This window comes from Achromobacter ruhlandii, from assembly GCF_902859695.1.
Lineage (GTDB): Bacteria > Pseudomonadota > Gammaproteobacteria > Burkholderiales > Burkholderiaceae_B > Achromobacter > Achromobacter ruhlandii.
In genome coordinates this window covers 1-24,693 of the sequence record NZ_CADIJL010000007.1, presented here as the reverse complement: position 1 = coordinate 24,693, position 24,693 = coordinate 1, and the positions used below count along the sequence as shown (strand labels likewise).

The following is a 24,693-nucleotide window of genomic DNA, read 5'->3' as shown; positions in this document are numbered from 1 at the left end:
CAGGCCCGTCATTCATCTTCGCGTAATCTCGGCCCGCGACCATGCGCCCTCCGAAGACAGAGGGATGCGCGCGAATGATCACGTGGAAGAGGACGGCCGGCGCGGCCGCATTGAGCCTGGTGGCCCTGCTGGCCGGTTGCGGCGGCGGCGACGACGACGAGACGCCGGCCAGTCCGCCGCCCGAGCCGGCGCCGGTCGCCAGCCGGCCGATGGAACTGACGATCCTGCACATCAACGATCATCATTCCAACCTGGACAGCAAGAAGAAAGACCTGAAGCTGCTGAACGCCGCGGGTTCGCGCGTCGCGGTCAATGACGACATCGGCGGCTTCCCGCGCGTGACCGCCGCGTTCCAGGCGCTGGCGGCGCAGGCGCCCAACGTGCTCAAGCTGCACGCTGGCGACGCCACCACCGGCACGCTGTACTTCAATCGCGCCGGCGAGCCGGGCGAGGCCGACGCGGCCCTGATGAACACGGTCTGCTTCGACGCCATGACGCTGGGCAACCATGAATTCGACAAGGGCGACAGCGGCCTGAAGCGCTTCATCGAACTATTGCATGCCGGCACCTGCCAGACGCCCGTGCTCAGCGCCAACGTGACGTTCGGCGCCAACTCGGCGCTGAACCCGGCGCGCGCGCCCGGCATGGTCAAGCCTTCCATCGTGCTGCGGCGCGACGACCAGCCGATCGGCCTGGTCGGCCTGACCATCGCCAACAAGACGCAGCAGTCGTCCAGCCCCGACCCCGGCACGCTATTCTCCGACGAAACCGCCGCCGCGCAGCAACAGATCGATGCCCTGCGCGCGCAGGGCGTGAACAAGATCGTGGTGATGAGCCACATCGGCTACGAGTACGACAAGCAGATCATCCCCAACCTGAGCGGCGTGGACGTGGTGGTGGGTGGAGATTCGCACACCCTCCTGGGACCGGCCGCCCTGTCGACCTATGGCGTCGGCTCGCCCGCCGGCCCATACCCCACCGAACTGCGCAACAAGGACGGCAAACGCGTCTGTCTGGTGCAGGCCTGGGAATACTCGCAGGTGGTCGGCGAACTGAAGGTCAGCTTCGACGCCAACGGCGATGTCACGGCCTGCGCCGGCACGCCGCACGTGCTGGTGGGCGATGCCTTCAAGATCGGCGGCGCGACGCCCGCCGCGGCCGACCAGGCCGCCATCCTGGCGGACGTGGCCGCCAGTGGCTTCCTGCGGGTGCAGGCGCCGGACCCGCAAGCCACCGCCGTGCTGCAGCCTTTCAAGGCCAAGGTCGACGCGTTCAGCGCCAGCCTGGTGGCCACGGTGCCGCAGGAGCTGTGCTCGCGGCGCGTGCCCGGCGGCCCCGGTTCGCGCGACTATGGCCGTTCCAGTGTCGCCTGCAACACGCTGGGCAACGTCAGCCTGCACGGCGGCGACATCCAGCAGCTGGTGGCCCAGGCCTACCTGGAAGTGGCCAATGCCAGCTACGGCGGCGCCGACATTTCCCTGCAAAGCGGTGGCGGCGTGCGCGTGCCGCTGCTGGGTAATGTGACGGCGGCCAACGTGATCGAGGTCGTGCCGTTCGGCAACATGCTCTGGCGCCTGGATATCACCGGCGCCGAGGTCAAGGGCATGCTGGAAGACGGCATGCAGGCGGTCTACGGCCCGGGCGGCTCCACCGGCCCTTACCCGTACGCGGGCGGACTGCGCTGGGACGTGAATGCCGCCCTGGCCCAGGGCAGCCGGGTGTCGAACATCGAAGTGCTGGACAGCGCCAGCGGCAACTGGCTGCCGCTGGACCTGAACCGCACCTACAAGCTGTTCGTGCTGAGCTTCAACGCCACCGGCGGCGATGGCTACAAGACCCTTGCCAACGTGCCGGCGGCGCGGCGCCAGGACATCGGCGTGCTGGATGCCGACGTGCTGCAGGCCTACATCGACAAGCAGGCCAAGGATCCGGTGTCCGGCCTGCCGGTGCTGAACCTGCTGCCGATCAGCCTCTACAGCACCAAGACGTATAGCGAGTAACCACGCTAGCCCAGGCAGGCCATGCTGTGCGGCATGGCCGCGCCGCCGGCGGCGCCGGTTCAGCGCGCATCCTGCAACTCCCTGCAAAGCGCGGCCTCGAATTCCGGTCCGCTGCGCATCCGCAGGTACGTCGCGTAGTGTTGCCGATAGCGCTCGCTGAAGACGTCGGGCAAGGGACGCGCGCGCGACAGCTGCGCCATGCCGGATGCGCGCCAGACCGCGACGTCGGCGCGCACTTCCTCGCGCGTCGTTGCGCCCTGCGCGCGCCGCGCGGCGAACTCGCGCCGCGCCTCGGCCGGCACGTCGCATTGCCAGTCCTCCGCCGCGGCGCCGTCCAGGCCAGGCGCCGGCCGGGCCGCCGATGCGGGCCAGGCCGCGGCCAGGCCCGCCACCATCATGGCGGCACATGCCGCCCGCTTCCATCGCTGCATAACCGCTCCATCGCGCTCGGACCCGCGCACCCTCACAGGGGCGCGGCCGGCGTACAGAAGCAGTCTAGGCAAGGCATGCCAACAGAAGCCGCACAGGAAGATTAGTTTTCTGTAATGTGGCGGTCGGCAATCCAGAAGCCGATGGTGACGACGCCGCCCTCCGAGCACGCGAACGGCCTGCCGCCGTGCATGCGGGCGATGGCGGCGACGATGGCCAGTCCCAGCCCATGGTGATTGGCATCGAAGGGCCGCGCCGCGTCCATGCGGTAGAAGCGGTAGAACAGCCGCGGCAGATGCTCCTGGCCGATGGGATCGCCCTGGTTGCGCACGGCGACGCGGATGCCCGCCTCGCCCCGGTCGATCAGCAGATCGACGCGACTGCCCCGGTGCGCATAGCGCACGGCATTGGACACCAGGTTGGAGACCGCCCGCTGCAGCAGCGAGCGATCGGCCTGCGCCGCCGCCTCGCCCGAGACCGCGAACGACAGGCCCGCGTCCATGGCTTCCGCTTCATGGTAGTCCGCCACCTCCGACAACACCTGCGCCAGGCTCGGGATCCAGGCGCCGCGCGCTTGCGCGCCGCGGTCGGCCTGCGACAGGAACAACATGTCGTTGACGATGCCGGACATCCGCTGCAGTTCCTCCAGGTTCGATCCCAGGATTTCGCGCAGCTCCTGCTCCGAACGCCGGCCGCTCAGCGCCAGTTCGGTCTCGCCGATCAGCGTCGCCAGCGGCGTGCGCAGCTCGTGCGCCACGTCGGCGTTGAAACCTTCCATTTGCACATAGGCGCGCTCCACCCGCTGCAGCACCGCATTGAACTGGTGCACCAGCGGCCGGATCTCCTCGGCCTGGTGGCTTTCGTCGAGCCGCTCGCCGATGCGGTCGGGTGACAGCCGCGCGGCCTGGCGGCCCAGTTCGTCGACCGGCGCCATGGCGCGCCGTACCAGCCGCGTGCCGAGCGCCGACACCACGATGGCGCCGGCCAGCGCGCAGGCGAACAGGGTCCAGGCCAGCGCGGCCCGCAGGTGCAGGTCGGAAGTGATATCCAGCACCAGTTCCGCATTCATGGAGCCCCCGGGCGAGCCCGGCACCGGCAGCGTGAAATTGATGCGTCTGTCGTGACCGGCGTCGTTGTCATCGGGCAGGCCATAAACCACCCTTCTGCCGTCGATCTCCAGCGCCAGCGAAAAATCGGGCCGGCCGTAGAAGAAGTCGTCGAGCTTATGCCGCAGCGAGGCCGAGTCGCCCTTGGCCGCGTTCTCCTCGACCAGGTGCTTGATCACTTCCATCTTCTGCGCCAGCAGCGCTTCCTGCCGGATCGACAGATTGCGATTGGTGGCCCAATAGACCGCCACGCACACTAGGCCCAGGCCGGCGAACGTCAGGATCGCCAGCCAGCGCGTGAGCCAGCGGCGCAATGACCTGGGACGCGGCGCCGGCATCAGTCGTCCCGCGTTTCCAGCACGTAGCCCATGCCGCGCACGGTGTGCAGCAGCTTCTTTTCGAACGGGTCGTCGACCTTGCCGCGCAGGCGCCGCACCGCCACCTCGACCACATTGGTATTGCTGTTGAAGTTGATGTCCCAGACCTGCTCGGCCAGTTCCAGGCGCGACAGCACCTCGCCCTGCTTGCGCATCAGCAGCGCCAGCAGCGTGAATTCCTTGGCGGTCAGGTCCAGCCGGGTGCCGGCGCGATAGGCGCGCCGGCGCAGCAGGTCGAGTTCCAGGTCGCCGATGCGCAGCACATTCTGGCCGCCGGCCTCGGCCACGTTGTGGCCACTGCGACGACCCAGCGCCAGCACCCGCGCCAGCAGTTCGGACAAGGCGAAAGGCTTGGCCAGGTAATCGTCGGCGCCATCGCGCAGCCCCTTGACGCGGTCTTCCAGCTTGTCGCGCGCGGTCAGCATCAGCACCGGCACGCGGTCGGTCTTGCGCAGTTCGTGCAGCACCGAAAAACCGTCCATGCCCGGCAGCATCACATCCAGCAGAATCAGGTCGTACTGGCTTTCGCGCGCCAGGTGCAGGCCGCTGACGCCGTCCATCGCCACGTCGACCACGTAGCTGTGCTCGGTGAGCGCGCGGCGCAGGTATTCGGCGAGTTTCTTTTCGTCTTCAATGACCAGTATTTTCATGAGGCCCCGGATGGAGAAAGGGACGAACCGCGACGCAGTGCCACCCTATTCTACGTTCGCGGCGTCGGAATACGACAGCCGCCGTCCACGCGCCAGGGCGCGGGACGGCGACGGCGGCCGGGCCGCACCGGTTGCCGCCCGCGGCGCGCTGGCCGCGAACGGCGCGGAAACGACGGGGCGCGTTCAACCCGGGGTATAGATCGCGTCCAGCCGGGCGCGCTCGGCCGGCGTCATCGCCTCGACTTCCGCCAGCGCGTCGGCGCGGGTGCGCGACGTGCCCTGCTTGGCCCAGCCCGGCTTGCCCAGGTTGTAGTAGGTGAAAAACCACTGGCGCCTGTCGGCCTTGGCGGCGGCCAGTTCGCTGGCGACCTGCTCGCCGGTCTTGCCCATGGCCGCATGGTCCGGCGCGATGCTGTAGCCGATCTCGGTGTTGGTCGGGTGCCAGGTGCTGTTGGCGCTGGCCAGGGCCGGCACGGCCAGGGCGCCGCACAGGGCAAGGGTGGCGACGATGCGTTGCTTCATGAGGATATCTCCCAGTTTCGGTGACTTGCCGGGGCGGCCAGGACGCCGCGCCTGCACGCTTTTTGTTAAGCGGTGAAGACACTCTACGGACACGACCGCGTCAATTCGCCAACACGCCGATTACGAATTCGTAAGGCGCGCGAACCTTACGGAAATGTCATTTTTCTGTCGAGGATCTGACGAGGCCCGTTGGATAGAGTGCCCACCAATGCCTGTCTCAGCCCGAGTCCGTGGCTTCCCTCCCTTGGTTGACCTCATGCGTTTATCCCCGATACCGCTCCTCGTGGCGGCCGCCGTCTTCCTCTCGCCCGCCTGGAGCCAGGCGGGCCCCGGGGCGGCCGCGCCGGCCTCCCGCGTCGCGCCCGCCCTGACCCTGGAACAGGCGCTGGCCGCCGCTTATGAACGCAACCCGCTGTTGGCGGCCGCGCGCAACGAGGCCGCGGCCAGCGAAGGCCAGGTCACGCAGGCCGGCGTCATCCCCAACCCCAGCCTCGAAGTCGGCATCGACGACAACCGCCGCAGCACCCGCACCACCACCACCGCCCTGAGCATGCCGGTCGAGCTGGGCGGCAAGCGCGGCGCGCGCATCACGGCCGCCGGCCTGGCGCGCGACATCGCCCGGCGCGATCTGTCCAGCGCGCGCGCCGACCTGCGCGCCGCCGTCATCGCCGCCTTCTTCGACGTGGCGGTGGCGCAGGAAACGGTACGGGTGGCGCAGGGCACGGTCGAGATTGCCCAGAACGCCCTGCGCCTGGCTGAACGGCGCGTGGCGGCTGGCAAGGCGCCGCCGCTGGAAAGCAGCAAGGCCCGCGTCGAACTGGCCAACTCGCGCATCGAAGCCCGCGCCGCCGACTCCGCGCTGGACGCGGCGCGGCGCAAGCTGGGGCAGTTGTGGGGCGCGCCGGCAGCGGATTTCGCACGGGTCAGCGCCGACCTTCAGGCCCTGCCACGGCGCGACGCCATCGACGACCTGCGCGCCGCGCTGGCCGCCTCGCCGCGCATGGAGGCGGGCCGCCTCTCGGTCGAACTGGGACGGGCCCAGCTGGAGGTCGAGAAAAGCAAGCGCTATCCCGACATCACGCTCAGCGCCGGCGTCGCGCGCGACAACGAACAGGGCCGCAACAAGGCGCAGTTCGGCGTATCGATCCCCCTGCCGCTGTTCGACCGCAACCAGGGCAACGTCTATTCGGCCACGATGCAGTCATACAAGGCGCAGGACCTGTACCGCGAGCTGGAGTCGCGCCTGACCGCCGACCTGCTGCAATCCGTGTCGCGATTCGACCTGGCCGCCAATTCGGTGCGCGAGTACCGCGGCACCGTGCTGCCCGGCGCCAACGAGGCCTACGAGAGCGCTCGCAAGGGCTTCGAGGCCGGCAAGGTCAGTTTCCTGGAAGTGTTGGACGCGCAGCGCACGCTGTCGCAAGGAAACATCGCTTACCTGAACGTCCTGGCCAGCGCCTATCAGGCGGCGGCGGACATCGATCGCATTCTCGGCCGTTGAACCTTATTCCTCCCATGACCATGCACACCGCGCTTTCCGCCTTTTCCCGACCGGCGCTGGCCGCCGCCCTGTCCGCCGCCTGCCTGCTGGCGCTGGCCCTGCCACGCCCGGCCCAGGCCGACGCCGCCGGCGACGGACACCGTCACCCGGCCGCCGACGCCGCGCCGCAGGCCAAGGCCGGCGACGCCGAAGCGGCCGCCGATCACAATGAAGACAAGATCACGCTGAGCGCCGAGCAGATTCAGGCCGCCGGCCTCGGGATCGAAACGGCCGGCCCCGCCAAACTGGAAACCGCGTCGCGTTTCCCCGGCGAGATCAAGTTCAACGCCGACCGCACCGCGCACGTGGTGCCGCGACTGGCCGGCGTGGTGCAGGAGGTATCGGCGGACCTGGGCCAGCAAGTGAAAAAGGGCGACCTGCTGGCGGCGCTGTCGAGCACCGCGCTGTCGGAGCTGCGCAGCGAATGGCTGGCCGCCGGCAAGCGCCGCGACCTGGCCGCCGCCACCCACCAGCGCGAACTCAAGCTGTGGCGCGAGAAAGTCTCGGCCGAGCAGGACTACCAGCAGGCGCGCACCGCGCTGCAGGAAGCCCAGATCGCGGTGCAGAACGCCGCGCAGAAGCTGGCGGCCATTGGCGCGCCGCCGCAGTCCAATGACCTGAGCCGGCTGGAGATCCGCGCGCCGTTCGATGGCGTGGTGGTCGAGAAACACATCGCCCTGGGCGAGGCGCTGGCCGACACCGCCAGCATCTTCACGCTATCGGACCTGCGCACCGTCTGGGCGGAGTTCGTGATCGCGCCCAAGGACCTGCAGGACGTGCGCGTGGGCGAGGCCGCCAGCGTCGACTCCGCGGCGTTCTCGGGCCGCGCCAGGGGCGAGGTGTCGTACATCGGCTCGCTGCTGGGCCAGCAGACCCGCACCGCCACGGCCCGCGTCACCCTCGACAACCCCGACATGGCCTGGCGCCCGGGCCTGTTCGTCTCGGTCAACGTCGTCACCAGCAGCGCCGACGCCGCCGTGGTGGTGGCGGCCGACGCGGTCCAGACCGTCGAGAACGAATCGGTGGTGTACGTGGAGGTGCCGGACGGCTTCCTGGCGCGGCCGGTCAAGCTGGGCCGCGCCACGGGCGAGCAGGTCGAAGTGCTGTCGGGCCTGGCCGCCGGCACCCGCTACGTCGCCCGCAATGCCTTCGTGCTCAAGGCCGAGCAGGGCAAGGCCAGCGCCAGCCACGCGCACTGAGCCGGAGCACGCAGACATGTTCGAACGCCTCATCCGCTTCGCCATCGAGCAGCGCTGGCTCGTCATCTTCGTCACCCTGGGCGTCGCCGCCATCGGGGTCTACAACTACACCCGGCTGGCCATCGACGCCGTGCCGGACATCACCAACGTGCAGGTGCAGATCAACGTCGGCGCGCCGGGCTATTCGCCGCTGGAGACCGAGCAGCGCATCACCTATCCGATCGAAACCGTCATGGCCGGCCTGCCCGGTTTGCAGCAGACCCGCTCGCTGTCACGCTACGGCCTGTCGCAAGTGACGGTGATCTTCCAGGACGGCACCGACATTTACTTCGCCCGCCAGCTGGTCAACCAGCGGCTGCAGGAAGCCAAGGAGAGCCTGCCGGAAGGCATCACGCCGACCATGGGGCCGATCTCCACCGGCCTGGGCGAGATCTACCTGTGGACGGTGGAGGCCGAGCCGGGCGCCAAGAAGGAAGACGGCACGCCCTACACGCCGACCGACCTGCGCGAGATCCAGGATTGGGTCATCAAGCCGCAGCTGCGCAACATCACCGGCGTCACCGAGATCAACTCGATCGGCGGCTTCGCCAAGGAATACCAGGTGGCGCCCGACACCGAGCGGCTGGCCTCCTACGGCCTGTCGCTGACCGACATCATGACGGCGCTGGACCGCAACAACGCCAACGTCGGCGCCGGCTACATCGAGCGCAAGGGCGAGCAGTACCTGATCCGCGCGCCGGGCCAGGTGCGCTCCATCGACGACATCCGCGACGTGGTGCTGACCGCCGTGGACGGCCAGGCCATCCGCATCCGCGACGTGGCCGAGGTCGGCATCGGCCGCGAGCTGCGCACCGGCGCGGCCACCGACAACGGCCAGGAAGTGGTGCTGGGCACCGTCTTCATGCTGATCGGCGAGAACAGCCGCGCGGTGTCGCGGGCGGTGTCGGCGCGCATCGACGCCATCAACAAGACCCTGCCGGCCGGGATCCAGGCCGTCACCGTGTACGACCGCAGCAACCTGATCGACAAGGCCATCGCCACGGTCAAGAAGAACCTGCTGGAAGGCGCGACCCTGGTGATCGTGATCCTGTTCCTGTTCCTGGGCAACATCCGCGCCGCGCTGATCACCGCCATGGTGATCCCGCTGTCGATGCTGTTCACCTTCACCGGCATGGTCACCTACAAGGTCAGCGCCAACCTGATGAGCCTGGGCGCGCTGGACTTCGGCATCATCGTCGACGGCGCCGTGGTGATCGTCGAGAACTGCGTGCGGCGCCTGAGCCACGCGCAGGAACAGCAGGGCCGGCCCCTGACACGCAGCGAGCGTTTCCACGAGGTCTTCGCCGCCGCGCGCGAGGCGCGCCGGCCATTGCTGTTCGGCCAGCTGATCATCATGGTGGTGTACCTGCCGATCTTCGCGCTCAGCGGGGTCGAGGGGCGCATGTTCCATCCGATGGCCCTGACCGTGGTGCTGGCGCTGCTGGGCGCGATGATCCTGTCGGTCACCTTCGTGCCGGCGGCGGTGGCGCTGTTCATCGGCAAGAAGGTCTCGGAAAAGGAAAACCGCCTGATGCTGTGGGCCAGGCGCCGCTACGCGCCGCTGCTGGACCTGGCCCTGCGCCGCACGCCGCTGGTGCTGGCCGCGGCCACCCTGTTCGTGGCGGTGTGCGGCGTGATCGCCGCGCGCATGGGCAGCGAATTCATCCCCAATCTGAACGAGGGCGACATCGCCATCCAGGCGCTGCGCATTCCCGGCACCAGCCTGAGCCAGTCGCTGGAAATGCAGAAGCAGCTGGAGACCCGGCTGAAGCAGAAATTCCCCGAGATCGAACGCGTGTTCGCCCGCACCGGCACCGCCGAGATCGCCTCCGACCCGATGCCGCCCAACATCTCCGACGGCTACATCATGCTCAAGCCCCGCGATCAGTGGCCCGCCCCGCGCAAGACCCAGGCCGAGCTGTTGCAGGCGATCCAGGAAGAGGCCGCGCGGATTCCGGGCAACAACTACGAGTTCTCGCAACCGATCCAGCTGCGCTTCAACGAGCTCATCTCCGGCGTGCGCAGCGACGTGGCGGTGAAGATATTCGGCGACGACAACGAGGTGCTGAACCGCTCCGCCGCCGAGGTCGCCCAGGTGCTGCAGGCGATTCCCGGCGCCTCCGAAGTCAAGATCGAGCAGACCACCGGTCTGCCGGTGCTGACGGTCAACATCGACCGCGCCCGGGCCGCCCGCTACGGCCTGAATCTGGCCGACGTGCAGGACACGCTGGGCATCGCCATCGGCGGCCGCGAGGCCGGCACCTTCTTCCAGGGCGACCGCCGCTTCGACATCGTGGTGCGCCTGCCGGAGACCGTGCGCGAGAGCATCCCGGCGCTGCGCAAGCTGCCCATCGCGCTGCCCCGGAGCGAAGGACAAACCCAGACCGCCTACATCCCGCTGTCGGAAGTAGCCACCTTCGACCTGGCGCCCGGCCCCAACCAGATCTCGCGCGAAGACGGCAAGCGCCGCATCGTGGTCAGCGCCAACGTGCGCGGCCGCGACCTGGGCTCGTTCGTGGCCGACGCCGAGGCGGCGCTGGCCGAGAAGATCAAGGTGCCCGCCGGCTACTGGACCGCCTGGGGCGGCACCTTCGAGCAGCTGCAATCGGCGGCGCAGCGCCTGCGGATCGTCGTGCCCGCGGCACTGCTGCTGGTGTTCGGGCTGCTGTTCGCGATGTTCGGCAACATCAAGGACGGCCTGATCGTATTCACCGGCATTCCCTTCGCGCTGACCGGCGGCGTCATCTCGTTGTGGCTGCGCGGGATTCCGCTGTCGATTACCGCGGCGGTGGGCTTCATCGCGCTGTGCGGCGTGGCGGTGCTGAACGGCCTGGTGCTGCTGTCGTTCATCAGCTCGCTGCGCGAATCGGGCAAGCCGCTCGACCAGGCGGTGCGCGAGGGCGCCCTGACGCGGCTGCGGCCGGTACTGATGACCGCGCTGGTGGCCTCGCTCGGCTTCGTGCCCATGGCAATCGCCACCGGCACCGGCGCCGAGGTGCAGCGGCCGCTGGCCACGGTGGTCATCGGCGGCATCATTTCCTCGACCATCCTGACGCTGTTGGTGCTGCCGGCGCTGTACCGGCTGATGCACCGCAAGGATGCCGAAGAGGTGGAGCTGGCGGAAAGCGAGGCGCAACGCCAGGAACGGCCCGCCGCCGGATGAACCGGCGGGGTCATGCCCACGGCCTCGACCCTTGCGCAAATGTAATGTCGCCGTCCGGAAGCTGTCGAAGACGGCCCAATAAAGTGGCGAAACGCCGGCGCTTCACGGCCGGCGTGGCCCGTCAGCTCCACCTGAAAGTACCCAGACAATGCGTCCCTATCCTGATCTGCCGACCTTGCCACGGACCCCGCCGCGTCCGGTGCAGGTCTCCATCATCATTCCCTTCCTGAACGAACGCGAGGTACTGCCCCTGTGCCACGCGCGGCTGCGGCAGGTGCTGGACGCCCTGGGCGACCCCTGGGAAATCGTGTTCGTCGACGACGGCAGCCAGGACGGCAGCGCCGAATACCTGGCGGGCCTCATGGCGCGCGAGCCCGGGCTGAAGCTGGTGCGCCTGAGCCGCAACTTCGGCAAAGAGGCCGCCATGACGGCGGGCCTGGAGCATGCCACGGGCGCGGCCGTTATCCTGCTGGACGCCGACCTGCAGGACCCGCCGGAACTGATCCCGGACATGGTGCGGGCCTGGCGCGAGGGCGCCGACGTGGTCTGCATGCGGCGCCGCAGCCGCGCGGGCGAAAGCTGGCTCAAGCGCGCCTCGGCCTATGCCTACTACCGGCTGCTCAGCCGCCTGAGCCGGGCCGCGATCCCGCCGGACACCGGCGATTTCCGCCTGATGAGCCGGCGCGCGGTCGACGCGCTGCTGCGGCTGCCCGAGAGATGCCGCTACATGAAGGGCCTGTACGCCTGGATCGGCATGCCCACCCGCGTCATCGACTACGACCGCGCTCCCCGCGCCGCCGGCGCCACCAAGTGGAACTATTTCGCACTGCTGCGCCTGGCGATGGAAGGCATCACCTCGTTCTCCACCGCGCCGCTGCGCTGGGCCACGGCCGCCGGCGTGACGGCCGCCTTGCTCGGCGCGCTGTTTGGCCTGGCCATCATCTTCAAGACACTCATCTTCGGCGATCCCGTCGAGGGCTATCCCTCGCTGATGGCCATGATCACTTTCCTGAGCGGCATTCAGCTGATCACCATCGGCCTGCTGGGCGAATACATGGGCAAGACCTACATGGAAGCCAAGCAGCGGCCCGTCTACCTTGTGAGCGAGGTGCAGCACAGCGCCGCGGCGGTCCTGCCGCTGGCCGACACCGGCAAGGGTCCGCATGCGGTTAACTTCTAGGGGCCTGCTGCTGGGTCTGGGCGTCATCCTGGCGTTGCGGCTGGCCGCCATGGCCTCGATGCCGCTGGCGGACACCTCGGAGCCGCGCTATGCGGAGATCGCCCGGCTGATGGCGCAATCGGGCGACTGGATCACCCCGTGGTTCGAGCCGGGCGTGCCGTTCTGGGGCAAGCCGCCTCTGGCATTCTGGGCGCAGGCGCTCTCCATCCGCCTGTTCGGCCTGTCGGAACTGGCCGTGCGCCTGCCGTCATGGCTGGCCATGCTGGGCGTGCTGGCGCTGGTCCACGCCTGCGGCCGGCGGCTGCGCAGCGCCTCGGCCGCGCGCTGGGCCACGCTGTTGTTCGCCACCATGCTGCTGCCGTTCGCCAGCGCCGGGGCAGTGCTCACCGACGCCTTCCTGGCGCTGGGCGTGACGCTGTCGATGGTTGCGTTCTTCCTGGCGCCCACCGAGCCCAGGCCACTGTGGCGCTACGGCTTCTTCATCGGGCTGGCCATCGGCCTGTTGTCCAAGGGGCCGCTGGCGCTGGTGCTGACCGGCGGCGCGATCGTGCCCTGGATGCTATGGCACCGCCATGCATCCCCCCAATTGCGGGCCCTGCCCTGGGCCAGCGGCGGGGCGTTGATGCTGGCATTGGCGCTGCCCTGGTATGTCGCCGCCGAACTGAAGACGCCCGGCTTCCTGCAGTATTTCATCGTCGGCGAACACTTCCTGCGCTTCGTCGATCCCGGCTGGGTCGGCGACCGCTACGGCTCGGCGCACCAGCGCCCCTACGGCAGTATCTGGCTGGACTGGCTCCTGGCAACCATGCCGTGGGGCGTGGTCCTGCTGGGCGCGATGCTGTGGCCGCGCCGCGGCGCGTCGCCGCGCCGACGCATCGCGACCGCCACCCGCGACCCCGGCCTGACCTACCTGTTGGCATGGGCGCTGGCCACGCCGCTGTTCTTCACGCTGTCCGGCAACATCCTGTGGACGTATGTGCTGCCGGCGTTGCCGCCCGTGGCGCTGGCGCTCGGCATCCAGGCCAGCCAATGGCGCCGCCGCCCTGCCCAGTTGCTGCTGGCCGGCATGGCGCTGGCGCCGGCCGCCGCCCTGGTGCTGGCGGTGCTGGCCTGGACCCAACCCGAACGCTACAAGACGGAGAAACAGTTGGTGCGGCAGGCGCAGGCAGCCATGCGGCCCGGCGACCGTCTCTATTTCATCGGCAGCCGGCCGTTCTCGGCCCGCTACTACTCGCGGGACAGCGCCGGCCTGGTCGGCCGGCAGGAACTGGCCACCGTACTGCCCACCGCCGGCCGCCAGGTGTTCCTGGCGCTGCCCAAGGACGAAGCCGCGGGGCTGCTGGCGGCCTGGCCCGGCCCGGTCACGCTGCTGTATTCGAGCCGGCGCTACCGCCTGCTGAAAGTAGAGCGCGGCGCGGCGCCTTGAGACCGCGGCGGACGCGGATTCAGCGCGGGCCGCGCAGCCGCATCAGGCTGAGGATCTCGAACAGGATCTGCGCCCCCGCATGCGCGGTGTTGGCGGTGGCGTCGTACGACGGCGCCACTTCCACCAGGTCGCCGCCAACGATGTCCAGGCCCGCCAGCCCGCGCAGCATGGCCTGGGCCTCGCGCACCGTCACGCCGCCAACCTCGGGCGTGCCGGTGCCGGGCGCGAAAGCGGGATCCAGGCAATCGATGTCGAACGACACATACACGGGCGCGTCGCCGACGATGGCTCGCGCCTGGGCGATGATGGCGTCCACCCCAAACCGCGGAATGTCCTCCGCATGGATCACGGTCATGCCGGATTCATACGAGAACTCCCACAGGTATTCGGCCGATCCACGGATGCCGATCTGGATCGTGCGCGTCGGGTCGAGCACGCCTTCCAGCACCGCCTGGCGGAATGGCCCGCCGTGATGGAAGCGGCTGCCGTCGAAGGGGCCGCCGGTGTCGCAATGCGCATCGAAATGCACCAGCGCCACGGGTTGCCGGGCGCCCAGCGCCCGCAGGATGGGCAGTGTCACGGAATGGTCGCCGCCCACCGAGAGCGGCGCGACGCCGGCTGCCACGAGTTTCTCGTAGGCCGCGTGGATGTCCTCGTGCGACTGTTCCAGGCTGTAGCGGCTGCGCATCGGCACGTCGCCGATGTCGGCCACGCGCAGCTCGCGCACCGGCGTGCATTTGAGCGCGTGGTTGTACGGCCCGACCCGCTCGATGGCGCGCAGCGCGCGCGGCCCGAAGCGACAGCCGCTGCGATTGCTGGCCCCCAGGTCCATCGGCACGCCCAGCAGCGCCACCTGCAGGTCGCCGAAATCCGGCCGGCTCCAGTCGATCTGCCGGGCCGGCGCGTCCAGCAGTGTCGGCATCCCGGCATAGGGCGCGCTGCGCGTGCCGCTGTCGTCGATGACGTTGGCCGCCACCGCGCGAAAGTGCGGATCGTGGATGACGGCTTCGTTGGCGCCGCCGAACCGGGCGCGCAACGCGGCCAGCTTCTCGGGGGTGAAACTCATGGGGTGCTCCTGGAAGATGAATCGCCGTGAACCGGCGCCGCCGCCTGTCCCATCAGGCTGACGATGATGAAACTGACGGCGCTGACGGCCAGGCTGGCGTAGATCGGCGTGTTGGCGGCCAGGCCGTCGCGAATCATGAAGCCGATCGCCGTGGCGCAGCCCAGCAGCATGCTGGCGATCGCGCCCGTGGTCGTTCCACGGCGCCACCAGATGGCGCCCAGGATCGGCACCAGCATGCCGCCGACCAGCAGGTTGTAGGCGCAGGTAAGCGCGTCCAGCACGTCATCGACCACCAGCGCGATGCCGAGCGTGGCCAGGCCAACCAGCAGCGTCATCAGGCGATGGCTGCGCACGTGGGTGAAGCCGCGGCCGCCGCGCAAGGCCGGCAGCAGGTCCTCGGCCAACACGGTGGAAGACGCCAGCATCGCCGCGCTGGCGGTGGACATCATGGCCGCCAGCGCCGCCGCGATCACCAGGCCGCGGATGCCGGCGGGCAACTCGGCCTGCACGATGGCGGCGAAAGCGTTGTTGACGTTATCCAGGTCGGGCAGCAAGACCCTCGCCGTCATGCCGATCAGCGCGCCCACCAGGCCATAGACGATGCAATACAGCCCCGCCGCCGCCCCCGCCAGCCTCGCCACCCGCTCGCTGCGGGCGGTAAAGACGCGTTGCCAGATGTCCTGGCCGATCAGGATGCCGAAGAAATAGATCAGGAAATACGTCACGATGGTGGGCCAGCCGATCGCGGTCGGCGCGAAGCTGGCCGCCGGCAGTTTCGCCACCAGTTGGTCCCAGCCGCCGACCCGCGACAGGCAGATCGGCAGCAGCACGGCCATCAGGCCGACGGTCTTGATCAGGAACTGCACGATGTCGGTCAGGGTCAGCGACCACATGCCGCCCACCGCCGAATAGACCACCACCACGCCGCCGCCCACCAGGATCGCCAGCCAGAAGGGCATGTCGAACAGCACCTGCATCACCGTGCCGGTCGCGATCACCGAGGTCGCGGCCAGCATCAGCGCGTAGGCCATCATCACCAGCGCGCTGACATGCCGGGTGCGCGCGCTGTAGCGGAACTCCAGGATCTGCGTCACGGTGAAGATGCGCAGCTTCAGCAGCGGCCGGGCCAGGAACACGTTCAGCACGATGATGCCCAGGCCCAGCATGGCGCACAGCCAGAAGCCGGAGATGCCATGCACATACCCCAACCGCACCGTGCCGACGGTGCTGGCGCCGCCGAGCACCGTGGCCGCCATGGTGCCCATGTAGAAGGCCGGTCCGAGATTGCGGCCCGCCACCAGGAAATCCTCGTGCGTCCTGGCCCGCCGCATGCCGTACCAGCCCAGTAGCAGCATCGCGGCCAGATAGGCCACGACCACGCCGATGTCGACAAACATGTCCTTCCCCTTGTCTCGTCGCGCGCGATCCGCGCGCTGAATCACCGCCGCCGGCCAAACAACTATTTACGTAGAAGTGAATCTGGAAAAAATCGGTTTTCCGGACCGCCGATCGCCCCTCGGCCGCCGGCGGCACCAGCGCCGGGATGAATCGGCAACTCCGGTGGAATAATAGGAATCCGGACTTTTTCCATCCATGCCTAGTTCGGAAAATTCACATCGATATCCATCAATGTTTCGTCCGTGATTACCCTATGCTCTCGACCGTTTCCGACCTCGACCTGCGACTGATCCGCGTCTTCCTCACCATCGTCGACGCGGGCGGCGTGTCGGCCGCGCAGGCCCTACTGGGCGTGGGCCAGTCCACCATCAGCAGCCAGCTCGCCACGCTCGAGACCCGCCTGGGCTTCACGCTGTGCGAACGCGGCCGCGGCGGCTTTCGCCTGACCGCCAAGGGGCAGCGCTTCGACAAGCTGGCGCGGCGCGCGCTGGCCTCGCTGGACGACTTCAGCGCGCAGGCGCGCAACATGCACCGGCAACTGGTCGGCAACCTGACGCTGGGCCTGATCGGCAACGCCACCATGGCGCAGAACGCACGCATCGGCCAGGCCATTCAGAAATTCCGCCGGCGCGACGAGGCCGTGCGCCTGTCGGTGCTGATCCGCAGTCCGCGCGAGCTGGAAGAGCTGATCCTCAAGGACGAGATGCAGGTCGCCATCGGCTACTTCCTGCACCGGGTGCCGATGCTGGACTACACCACGCTGTTCCAGGAACGCCAGATCGCTTACTGTGGCGCCACCCATCCGCTGGCGGCGCGCGCCGGCCGCGTCACCGAACAGGACCTGGCCGACGCCGACTGGACCTGGCGCACCTACCCCTTGCCGGAGTCCTCGTTCGCCGGCCGGCCGCGCCACATCACCTCCGAGGCCGACAACATGGAGGCCGCGCTGATCCTGATCCTGTCGGGCGCGCACCTGGGATACCTGCCCGAACACTATGCCGCGCCCTACGTGGCGGCCGGCCTGCTGCACGCGCTGGATGCCGACACCTACCACTACGACGTCGAGATCAGCATGGTGGCCAAGCGCCGCGGCCAGCTCGACGACATCGCCGCGGCCTTTCTCGAAGACATGCGCGCGGCCCTGCTGACTACGCCCGAGGCCACGCCGTGATATACCTGTGCCGCGCGCCGCGCCCGCCCACGGGCCCGACGCACCGCATCCCAGGAGCCCCGCATGTCCACCACCGCCACCCTGAATTCCGCGGCCTCCGCGCCGCGCCGCATGACCGTCCCGGCCTTTCGCGCCCGCAAGCGCGCCGAGCCGCTGGTCATGCTCACCGCCTACACCGCGCGCATGGCCGAATTGCTCGATCCCCACTGCGACGCGCTGCTGGTGGGCGACAGTCTGGCGCAGACCATCTATGGGCTGCCGTCCACCGTGCCCGTCACGCTGGACATGATGATCGCGCACGGCGCCGCCGTCGTGCGCGGCGCGCGCCAGGCGCTGGTGGTGGTCGACATGCCCTTCGGCAGCTATGAGGAAAGCCCGGAACAGGCTTTCCGCTCGGCCGCCCGCGTCCTCAAGGAAACCGGCGCCAGCGCCGTCAAGCTGGAGGGCGGCCAGGCCATGGCGCCCGCCATCGCCTATCTTTCGGCGCGCGGCATTCCCGTCATGGCGCACATCGGCCTGACGCCGCAGGCCGTCAACATCCTTGGCGGCTACGGCGCGCGCGGCAGGGGCGAGGCCGAGTACGCCCGCATCGCCGCCGATGCCACGGCGGTGGCTGAAGCCGGCGCCTTCGCCGTGGTGATCGAGGGCGTGGTCGAACCGCTGGCGCTGGCCATCACCGAGGCCATCGGTTGCCCCACCATCGGCATCGGCGCCTCGGCCGGCTGCGACGGCCAGGTGCTGGTGGTGGACGACATGCTGGGCATGTTCGATCGCACCGCGCGCTTCGTCAAACGCTATGACGCCCTGTCCGACCGCATCCAGGCCGCCGCCCGCGACTACGCGGCGGACGTGCGCGCGCGCCGCTTCCCCGAAGCGGCGCACCTGTATGGCTGAGACCGGGCATTTCCCGTCGCGGATTTCTCGCTAGAATCAAGCCATGCCCGATTTCCACGCTTCCCGCCAGCCATGACGCCGCCCCGCCAGGACACGCCCCAGTTGCAGGACGCGATCGCCGATGCGATCAGCACCGCCACGCGCGGCGCGGGCCGCGTCAACATCCTGGTGGCCGGCAAGACCGGCGTGGGCAAGAGCACGCTGATCAACGCGGTGTTCCGCGGCGACCTGGCCCGGACCGGCGCCGGCAAGCCGGTCACGCAGACCACGCAGGAATTCTCGCGCCCCGGCCACCCGCTCACCATCATCGACACGCGTGGCCTGGAAGTGGGCGACTACGCGCGCTCGCGCCAGCAGCTGGCCGACCTGATCCGCGAACGCGCGGCCGCCGAAGACCAGGACCGACACCTGCACGTCGCCTGGCTCTGCATCCAGGACAGCAGCCACCGCGTCGAGGACGCCGAAGTCGAACTGAGCGCATTGCTGGCCGACGCCGGCATCCCGGTCATCGGCGTGCTCACCAAGGCTCGCAAGAACAGCCCGTTCCTGGAACAGGCCCGCGCGCTGCTGCCGCGCGCGCGGCAGATGGTGGCGGTGCGCGCCCTGCCCGAGCACATCGAGGAACTGGGCGCGGACCTGCCGCCGATGGGCCTGGACGCCCTGATCGAAGCCACCGCGCGGTACATCCCCGAATCCCAGCAGCGCGCCTATGCCAACGCACTCTCGACCCGCAACCTGAAGGCCCTGGAAGTAAAAAAAAAGCGGGCTGAAATAGAGGTCAACGTGGCCGCCGGCCTGGCCGCGTCGGCCGCCGCCGCGCCGATCCCGTTCTCGGACGCCGTGGCCCTGGTGCCGATCCAGGTCGGCATGATCGCCAAGATCGGCATTACCTTTGGCATGGAACTGAACACCGCCGCCATCAGCACGCTGGTCACCTCGTCATTGGGCGCGTCCGCCGCCACGCTGGTGGGGCGCTCGGTGGTATCGAGCCTGCTCAAGTTCATTCCCGGCGCCGGCAGCGCCGTGGGCGGCACCATCGCCGCCACCACGGCGGGCGCCATCACCAAACTGCTCGGCAACGCCTACATCGCGGTGTTGTACGACTTCTGCCAGAAACATCCGGGCCAGGACCTCGACATCCCGATGATCACACAGGCCCTGAAGCAACGCCTGAAGCCCTGAGCGCGCAACAACGCGCAAAGATTGGACTTAATCCGCCAGGATCGGCCTTTTCGCGCGGCGGCGGTAAATAATCGCGGCGGCACGACGTAAACGTAAAGCCGCGAATCCCGCAACGCCCCCCCAATCCCCCATGATCATCGACAATTCCGACGTGATGTACCGTCACCTTGTGCAAGGTGTGGTTGACTACGCGATCTACATGCTGAACCCCGACGGCACCGTCGCCAACTGGAATGCCGGGGCCGAACGCGCCAAGGGCTATACCCGCGAAGAGGTCGTGGGGCGGCATTTTTCCTGCTTCTACAGCCCCGCCGACCAGGCCGCCGGCCTGCCCGCGCGCGGTCTGGCAGCCGCCCGCGAGCAGGGCCGCTTCGAGGCCGAAGGCTGGCGCATCCGCAAGGACGGCACGCCGTTCTGGGCGCATGTGGTGATCGACGCCATCCAGGACGACGCCGGCGCGCTCATCGGCTACGCCAAGATCACGCGCGACTGCACCGAACGCCGCGAACGCGAACTGCAGCTGCTGCACGCCAAGGAACTGGCCGAACGCTACAACAGCGAACTGACCTCGTTGTCGAGCTTCCTGGAGGCGGTGGTTTCGCACATTCCCTCGTGCGTCCTGGTGCTGGATGCCGTGTCGCGCCGCATCCTGCTGGCCAACCGGCAGACCGAAGCCGCCTTCGGTGCGCGCCGCGAGCGGATGCAGGGGCAGACCATCCAGCAATGCCTGCCGCCCGGCGTGCACGAGTTCTTCGAGCGCCTGACCAACGACGCGCTGCGCTCGGACGGCGCGCTGCGCGAGGCCGGGCAGGAGGAGGTGGTCACCGAGCGCGGCCCGCGCACGCTGCGCAGCCGCACGCTGGTGTTCCATAGCAGCGACCCCCGTTCGCGCTACGTGCTGCTGATCGCCGACGACATCACCGACGAGAACGCGGCCCAGGCCCAGGTGCGCTATATGGCGCACCACGACACCCTGACCGGCATCCCCAACCGCCGCCTGTTCCGCGAACGGCTGCTCAAGGCGCTGGCGCCCGACGGCCGCGAACGTAGCGCCGCCGTGCTGTGCCTGGACCTGGACAACTTCAAGAGCGTCAACGACACGCTCGGCCACCAGTGCGGCGATGAACTGCTGCGCCAGCTGTCGCGGCGCCTGGCCAGGAATCTGCGCGAACAGGACACGCTGGCGCGCCTGGGCGGCGACGAATTCGCGGTGGTGCTGCCCGGCATCGAGAAAACCGACGACCTGCGCCAGATGGCGCAGCGCCTGATCGACGCGATGCGCGAACCGTTCCAGGTGGATGGCCACACCGTGCCGGTCAGCGTCAGCATCGGCATCGCCGTCGCCACCGCCCAGGAGGATGGCGCCGACCATCTGCTGCGCTACGCCGACATGGCGCTGTACGAAGCCAAACGCAACGGCCGCAACTGCCTGGCGTTCTTCAAGCCCGAGATGGAAGCCGCCGCGCTCAAGCGCCACGAAATGGAAATGGATCTGCGCCAGGCGATCCTGTCGCAGCAGCTGCAGCTGTACTACCAGCCCATCAAGGACACCAGCCACGTGCGCACCGTGGGCCGCGAGGCCCTGATGCGCTGGCGGCATCCGGTCAAGGGGCTGATCATGCCCAACGAGTTCATCCCGATCGCCGAGGAAACCGGGCTGATCCACGAACTGGGCGCCTTCACCCTGCACGAAGCGTGCCGCGAGGCCATGACCTGGGACGCGCACGAAACCGTGGCGGTGAACCTGTCGGCCACGCAGTTCACCAACAACGCCCTGGTCTCGCTGGTCGAGTCGGCGCTGGCCACCTCCGGCCTGGCGGCCAGCCGGCTGGAACTGGAGATCACCGAATCGGTGTTGCTGGCCAACTCCGAGAGCAACCTGAATACCTTGAACCGGCTCAAGCAGCTCGGCGTGAAAGTGGCGCTGGACGACTTCGGCACCGGCTATTCATCGCTGGGCTACCTGCGCAGCTTCGAGTTCGACAAGATCAAGATCGACAAGTCGTTCACCCAGGACGTGGAGTCGAGCAGGGAAGCGCTGGCCATCATCCGCGCCATCAACGGCATCGGCCGCAGCCTGGACATCCCCACCACCGCCGAAGGCGTCGAAACCGCGGCCCAGCTTGAACGGCTGACCCAGGAAGGCTGCTCGCATTTCCAGGGTTTCCTGCTGGGCCGGCCGGTGTCGCACGAACCGCCAGGCTCCGAATAGCGGCGGGGCGCCTCAATCCCTGAGCAACGCCTGGCTGGCGCGGGCCGCGGCCTGCGCGGCGGCCTGGCGGCCCCGCACCAGATCGAACAGGTTCTTCGGATCGGCCAGACGCGGCGCCACTTCGACGCGCGTGCCGATGCCGTGCCTGACGGCGCAGTCGCGCAGCCAGCGCAGGGCCGAGAAATCCTCCAGCGCGAAGCCGACCGAGTCGAACACGGTGATGTCGCGTCCGTCCTGGCGGCCGGCGCTCTGGCCCGTCAGCACGCGCCACAGCTCGGTCACCGCGAAGTCGGCCGGCATCTGCTGCAGGTCGCCCTCGATGCGCGTCTGCGGTTCGTATTCCACGAACACGGCGCCAGCCCGCAGCACGTCCGCATGCAGTTCGGTCTTGCCGGGACAATCGCCACCCACGGCATTGATGTGCATGCCCGGCTCGACCATGTCGGCGGTGAGGATGGTGGCGTAGGCCTTGTCGGCCGTCACCGTGGTCACGATATCCACGCCCTTGACGGCGGCGGCGACGCTGCCGAAGCGGCGCAGGCGCAGGCCCGGCACGTCGGCCAGATTGCGCGCCAGCTTGTCGCTGGCGGCGGGATCGACGTCGTAAAGGTGCAGCGTGTCGATGCCCAGGATGTGGTGAAACGCCAGCGCCTGGAATTCGCTCTGCGCGCCGTTGCCGATCAAGGCCATGCTGCGCGAACCCGGACGGGCCAGGGCGCGCGCGGCCAGCGCCGAGGTGGCGGCGGTGCGCAGCGCGGTGGTCAGGGTCAGTTCGCTGATCAACAGCGGTTCGCCGGTGTTGACCTGCGCCAGCGCGCCAAAGGCCATCACGGTGCTCAGGCCGGCCGCCGGATTGCCGGGGTGGCCGTTGACGTACTTGAAGCTGTAGAGATCATGGTCGGCGGTGGGCATCAGCTCGATCACGCCGGTCGCCGAATGATTTGCGACGCGCGCGCTCTTGTCGAACTCCGGCCAGCGCAGGAAATCGGCCAGCAGATAATCCAGCAAGTCCTCGAATACCTTGCGCGGGCCCTGTGCGGCCACGATCTTCGCAACGTCTGTGGTGGTGAGCAGTGTCGTCATTGTTTTCCCCTGATGATTCGGTACACAAATTCTGTCCGATGCCCAGGTCAATGCCTAGCGCCCACTTTCCACACAAAATGCAAGGAACCTGCCATTCTGGCAACGGCCGATGCCACTTGTCGCAATCCGGCCGCGGCGCTGCTGGTAATCCCTGATATGCCGCGAACTGCGCCTAAACCGCGTCACTCGCGCGCAACTCCGCGGGCAGATGCTCGCGCATGACCTCGATGAAACGCCGCAGCCGCGGTGGTTGCAAGCGAGACGGGGCGTAGACCAGATAGACAGGCAAGGGCGGGGCGAACCAGTCCGGCGCCAACTGCACCAGTTGGCCGCTGGCCAGTTCCTCGCGCAGCGCCCAGGCCGACGCGATACCCACGCCCAGGCCTTGCAGCGCGGCCTTGCGCAGCGCGTACAGGCCGTCGGTGGACAGGCGCGGCACGATGTCGATGCGCGCCACCTCGCCAGTGCGGACGTGCGTCAGGCTGACTTCGTCCCGGTAGAACGTGCGCAGCGCGAGCCACGGCAGCGCCGCCAGTTCGGACGGATGCCGGGGCAGGGGGCCGCCGCCCAGCAGCGACGGCGCCGCCATGACGCTGCGCGCCACATCGCCCAGCTTGATCGCGACCACCGAAGGATCCTGCACCGGCCCGACCTTGATCGCGCAATCGATGTTCTCGGCGATGAAATCCGGCACCCTGTCATGCAGCAGCCATTCCACCCGCATGCGGGGATACTGGCGCAGGTAATGCGCCAACGCCTCCATGAACTGGTTCTGACCGAACGCGTGCGGCGCCACCACTCGCAACGACCCGGTCAGGTCCTCGCCCTCGCCACTGACCTCGCTCTCGAGCGACTGCCAGGTGGTCGTCAATTCCCGGGCGCGTTCGTAGCAGCGCTGGCCATCGTCGGTCAGCCGGATGGCGTGGGTCGAGCGCTGCAGCAGACGCACCCCCAGCGAGCGCTCCAGCAACTGCAGCCGGCGGCTGATCGTCGGCTGCGTCGCTCCCAACTGCAAAGCGGCCGCCGACAGGCTGCCAGCCTCCACGATGCGTATGAAGGTCTCCAGCAACAGCAGGCGGTCTGTTCCAGTTGCGGCGGGCAGGGCGGGCTTGGTCATACGCCTATCGTATAACGGATCTACCCGGGGGACGGCTACCCACGGCCCCCGCGGACGCTCAGAATCTGCCCCGTGCCCCCTTCGCGGCCTATTTCCTGAACGGAACCCCCATCATGTCCTCCGATACCCGGGCGCACCCCGCGCCCACAACCCAAGATCCGTCCGCCGGACTGGTCCTGCTGCTCGCCATCGGCGCCGGCCTGGCCGTTGCGTCCCTGTATTACAACCAACCGATGCTGGGCATCCTGGGCGCGGACCTGCACGCCAGCGCCAGCCAGCTTGGCTGGATTCCGACGCTGACCCAGTTGGGCTATGCGTTCGGCATCCTGCTGCTGGCGCCGCTGGGCGACCGCTACGACCGCAAGCGCATCGTCCTGATCAAGGCCGCCGCCCTCGCCGCGGCGCTGTTGCTGGCCGCCGCCGCCCCCGCCATCGGCGTGCTGCTGGCCGCCAGTTTCGCCATCGGACTGTCCGCCACCCTGGCGCAGGACATCGTGCCCGCCGCCGCTACGCTGGCGCCACCCGCGCATCGCGGCCGCATCGTCGGCACGGTGATGACCGGCCTGCTGTTGGGCATCCTGCTGTCACGCGTCATCAGCGGCTTCGTCGCCGAACAGCTCGGCTGGCGCACCATGTTCCTGGCCGCCGCGGTGTCGATCGTGGCGCTGGGCGCGGCCCTGTGGCGCGGCCTGCCCGCGTTCGCCCCGACCTCCCGGCTGCCCTACGCCGAACTGCTGCGCTCGCTACCCCGCCTGTGGCGCCAGCACGGCGAACTGCGCCGCGCCGCGACCGCGCAAGGCCTGTTGTCGCTGGGTTTCAGCGCCTTCTGGTCGACCCTGGCGGTCATGCTGCACGAGGCGCCATTCCACCTGGGCGCGGCGGCGGCCGGCGCCTTCGGCCTGGCCGGCGCCGCCGGCGCCCTGGCGGCGCCGCTGGCCG

The 24,693-nt window shown here is 68.8% G+C and carries 19 protein-coding genes; 11 read left to right on the top strand and 8 right to left on the bottom strand.

Features of this window, described 5'->3' with window-relative positions:
- The first annotated feature begins 74 nt into the window (after nt 1-74).
- A complete protein-coding gene (locus HV742_RS10980; protein ID WP_175145120.1) occupies nt 75-2,000 on the top strand; it encodes a bifunctional metallophosphatase/5'-nucleotidase in 1,926 nt (641 codons plus the stop codon).
- A 59-nt stretch (nt 2,001-2,059) separates the two neighbouring features.
- On the opposite strand, the gene HV742_RS10975 is transcribed toward HV742_RS10980, so the two are convergent.
- The 4 genes from HV742_RS10975 to HV742_RS10960 all read right to left on the bottom strand — a co-directional run bounded on the left by HV742_RS10975 (nt 2,060) and on the right by HV742_RS10960 (nt 5,084).
- Complete coding sequence (locus tag HV742_RS10975; protein WP_254601061.1) at nt 2,060-2,431, bottom strand: hypothetical protein; 372 nt, start codon at nt 2,429-2,431, stop codon at nt 2,060-2,062.
- Nucleotides 2,432-2,532: 101 nt separating this feature from the next.
- Nucleotides 2,533-3,873 (bottom strand): heavy metal sensor histidine kinase, encoded by a 1,341-nt coding sequence (locus HV742_RS10970; RefSeq protein ID WP_059268979.1) that lies wholly within the window; start codon nt 3,871-3,873, stop codon nt 2,533-2,535.
- On the bottom strand, nt 3,873-4,562 hold the full coding sequence (locus HV742_RS10965) for a heavy metal response regulator transcription factor (protein ID WP_020925543.1): 690 nt from the start codon (nt 4,560-4,562) through the stop codon (nt 3,873-3,875). Before HV742_RS10965 ends, HV742_RS10970 begins: the two co-directional genes overlap by 1 nt.
- A 183-nt stretch (nt 4,563-4,745) precedes the next feature.
- Nucleotides 4,746-5,084: a DUF4148 domain-containing protein gene (locus HV742_RS10960; RefSeq protein WP_049070714.1), complete on the bottom strand. Its 339-nt coding sequence runs from the start codon at nt 5,082-5,084 to the stop codon at nt 4,746-4,748.
- A 256-nt stretch (nt 5,085-5,340) separates the two neighbouring features.
- On the opposite strand from HV742_RS10960, the gene HV742_RS10955 reads away from it, so the two are divergent.
- The 5 genes from HV742_RS10955 (at nt 5,341) to HV742_RS10935 (ending at nt 13,631) form a co-directional block, all read left to right on the top strand.
- Entirely contained in the window at nt 5,341-6,585 is a 1,245-nt protein-coding gene (locus HV742_RS10955) for a TolC family protein (protein ID WP_175145119.1), read from the top strand.
- A 14-nt stretch (nt 6,586-6,599) separates the two neighbouring features.
- A complete protein-coding gene (locus HV742_RS10950) occupies nt 6,600-7,823 on the top strand; it encodes an efflux RND transporter periplasmic adaptor subunit (protein WP_175145117.1) in 1,224 nt (407 codons plus the stop codon).
- Between the two features lie 16 nt (nt 7,824-7,839).
- Complete coding sequence (locus HV742_RS10945; RefSeq protein ID WP_175145114.1) at nt 7,840-11,025, top strand: CusA/CzcA family heavy metal efflux RND transporter; 3,186 nt, start codon at nt 7,840-7,842, stop codon at nt 11,023-11,025.
- 148 nt (nt 11,026-11,173) lie between these two features.
- The gene (locus tag HV742_RS10940; RefSeq protein ID WP_049055332.1) at nt 11,174-12,205 is read left to right on the top strand and encodes a glycosyltransferase family 2 protein; all 1,032 of its coding nucleotides are present in this window, start codon (nt 11,174-11,176) and stop codon (nt 12,203-12,205) included.
- Nucleotides 12,189-13,631 carry an ArnT family glycosyltransferase gene (locus HV742_RS10935; protein ID WP_175145112.1) on the top strand — a complete coding sequence of 481 codons (1,443 nt, stop codon included), beginning with the start codon at nt 12,189-12,191 and terminating at the stop codon, nt 13,629-13,631. Before HV742_RS10940 ends, HV742_RS10935 begins: the two co-directional genes overlap by 17 nt.
- 19 nt (nt 13,632-13,650) lie before the next feature.
- On the opposite strand, the gene speB is transcribed toward HV742_RS10935, so the two are convergent.
- Complete coding sequence (gene speB, locus HV742_RS10930; protein ID WP_175145110.1) at nt 13,651-14,697, bottom strand: agmatinase; 1,047 nt, start codon at nt 14,695-14,697, stop codon at nt 13,651-13,653.
- Nucleotides 14,694-16,094, bottom strand: coding sequence for a sodium:solute symporter family protein (locus HV742_RS10925; RefSeq protein WP_049070702.1), 1,401 nt, complete (start codon nt 16,092-16,094; stop codon nt 14,694-14,696). The genes speB and HV742_RS10925 overlap by 4 nt, the downstream gene beginning before the upstream one ends.
- Nucleotides 16,095-16,348: 254 nt before the next feature.
- On the opposite strand from HV742_RS10925, the gene HV742_RS10920 reads away from it, so the two are divergent.
- The 4 genes from HV742_RS10920 to HV742_RS10905 all read left to right on the top strand — a co-directional run bounded on the left by HV742_RS10920 (nt 16,349) and on the right by HV742_RS10905 (nt 21,554).
- Nucleotides 16,349-17,266, top strand: coding sequence for a LysR family transcriptional regulator (locus HV742_RS10920; protein WP_049070700.1), 918 nt, complete (start codon nt 16,349-16,351; stop codon nt 17,264-17,266).
- Between the two features lie 63 nt (nt 17,267-17,329).
- Nucleotides 17,330-18,160, top strand: a complete 831-nt coding sequence (panB, locus tag HV742_RS10915; RefSeq protein ID WP_175145108.1) for a 3-methyl-2-oxobutanoate hydroxymethyltransferase — start codon at nt 17,330-17,332, stop codon at nt 18,158-18,160.
- A 72-nt stretch (nt 18,161-18,232) separates the two neighbouring features.
- Nucleotides 18,233-19,342 (top strand): YcjF family protein, encoded by a 1,110-nt coding sequence (locus tag HV742_RS10910; RefSeq protein WP_049070698.1) that lies wholly within the window; start codon nt 18,233-18,235, stop codon nt 19,340-19,342.
- Nucleotides 19,343-19,472: 130 nt separating this feature from the next.
- On the top strand, nt 19,473-21,554 hold the full coding sequence (locus HV742_RS10905; RefSeq protein ID WP_175145106.1) for a sensor domain-containing protein: 2,082 nt from the start codon (nt 19,473-19,475) through the stop codon (nt 21,552-21,554).
- 12 nt (nt 21,555-21,566) lie between these two features.
- On the opposite strand, the gene ocd is transcribed toward HV742_RS10905, so the two are convergent.
- Nucleotides 21,567-22,637, bottom strand: a complete 1,071-nt coding sequence (ocd, locus tag HV742_RS10900) for an ornithine cyclodeaminase (protein WP_054419034.1) — start codon at nt 22,635-22,637, stop codon at nt 21,567-21,569.
- 172 nt (nt 22,638-22,809) lie between these two features.
- A complete protein-coding gene (locus HV742_RS10895; RefSeq protein WP_175145104.1) occupies nt 22,810-23,754 on the bottom strand; it encodes a LysR family transcriptional regulator in 945 nt (314 codons plus the stop codon).
- Between the two features lie 113 nt (nt 23,755-23,867).
- Here HV742_RS10895 and HV742_RS10890 point away from each other — a divergent pair.
- The coding region (locus HV742_RS10890; RefSeq protein ID WP_175145101.1) for an MFS transporter at nt 23,868-24,693 on the top strand (826 nt) is incomplete at its 3' end.

What these genes read in the sequence shown, in the direction of transcription:
- ocd (WP_054419034.1), bottom strand. Translation starts at nt 22,637, where the DNA reads ATGACGACACTGCTCACCACCACAGACGTTGCGAAGATCGTGGCCGCA.
- HV742_RS10965 (WP_020925543.1), bottom strand. Translation starts at nt 4,562, where the DNA reads ATGAAAATACTGGTCATTGAAGACGAAAAGAAACTCGCCGAATACCTG.
- HV742_RS10955 (WP_175145119.1), top strand. Translation starts at nt 5,341, where the DNA reads ATGCGTTTATCCCCGATACCGCTCCTCGTGGCGGCCGCCGTCTTCCTC.
- HV742_RS10910 (WP_049070698.1), top strand. Translation starts at nt 18,233, where the DNA reads ATGACGCCGCCCCGCCAGGACACGCCCCAGTTGCAGGACGCGATCGCC.
- HV742_RS10945 (WP_175145114.1), top strand. Translation starts at nt 7,840, where the DNA reads ATGTTCGAACGCCTCATCCGCTTCGCCATCGAGCAGCGCTGGCTCGTC.
- HV742_RS10970 (WP_059268979.1), bottom strand. Translation starts at nt 3,873, where the DNA reads ATGCCGGCGCCGCGTCCCAGGTCATTGCGCCGCTGGCTCACGCGCTGG.
- HV742_RS10975 (WP_254601061.1), bottom strand. Translation starts at nt 2,431, where the DNA reads ATGCAGCGATGGAAGCGGGCGGCATGTGCCGCCATGATGGTGGCGGGC.
- HV742_RS10895 (WP_175145104.1), bottom strand. Translation starts at nt 23,754, where the DNA reads ATGACCAAGCCCGCCCTGCCCGCCGCAACTGGAACAGACCGCCTGCTG.
- HV742_RS10920 (WP_049070700.1), top strand. Translation starts at nt 16,349, where the DNA reads ATGCTCTCGACCGTTTCCGACCTCGACCTGCGACTGATCCGCGTCTTC.
- panB (WP_175145108.1), top strand. Translation starts at nt 17,330, where the DNA reads ATGTCCACCACCGCCACCCTGAATTCCGCGGCCTCCGCGCCGCGCCGC.
- HV742_RS10940 (WP_049055332.1), top strand. Translation starts at nt 11,174, where the DNA reads ATGCGTCCCTATCCTGATCTGCCGACCTTGCCACGGACCCCGCCGCGT.
- HV742_RS10960 (WP_049070714.1), bottom strand. Translation starts at nt 5,084, where the DNA reads ATGAAGCAACGCATCGTCGCCACCCTTGCCCTGTGCGGCGCCCTGGCC.
- HV742_RS10935 (WP_175145112.1), top strand. Translation starts at nt 12,189, where the DNA reads ATGCGGTTAACTTCTAGGGGCCTGCTGCTGGGTCTGGGCGTCATCCTG.
- speB (WP_175145110.1), bottom strand. Translation starts at nt 14,697, where the DNA reads ATGAGTTTCACCCCCGAGAAGCTGGCCGCGTTGCGCGCCCGGTTCGGC.
- HV742_RS10925 (WP_049070702.1), bottom strand. Translation starts at nt 16,094, where the DNA reads ATGTTTGTCGACATCGGCGTGGTCGTGGCCTATCTGGCCGCGATGCTG.
- HV742_RS10905 (WP_175145106.1), top strand. Translation starts at nt 19,473, where the DNA reads ATGATCATCGACAATTCCGACGTGATGTACCGTCACCTTGTGCAAGGT.
- HV742_RS10980 (WP_175145120.1), top strand. Translation starts at nt 75, where the DNA reads ATGATCACGTGGAAGAGGACGGCCGGCGCGGCCGCATTGAGCCTGGTG.
- HV742_RS10950 (WP_175145117.1), top strand. Translation starts at nt 6,600, where the DNA reads ATGACCATGCACACCGCGCTTTCCGCCTTTTCCCGACCGGCGCTGGCC.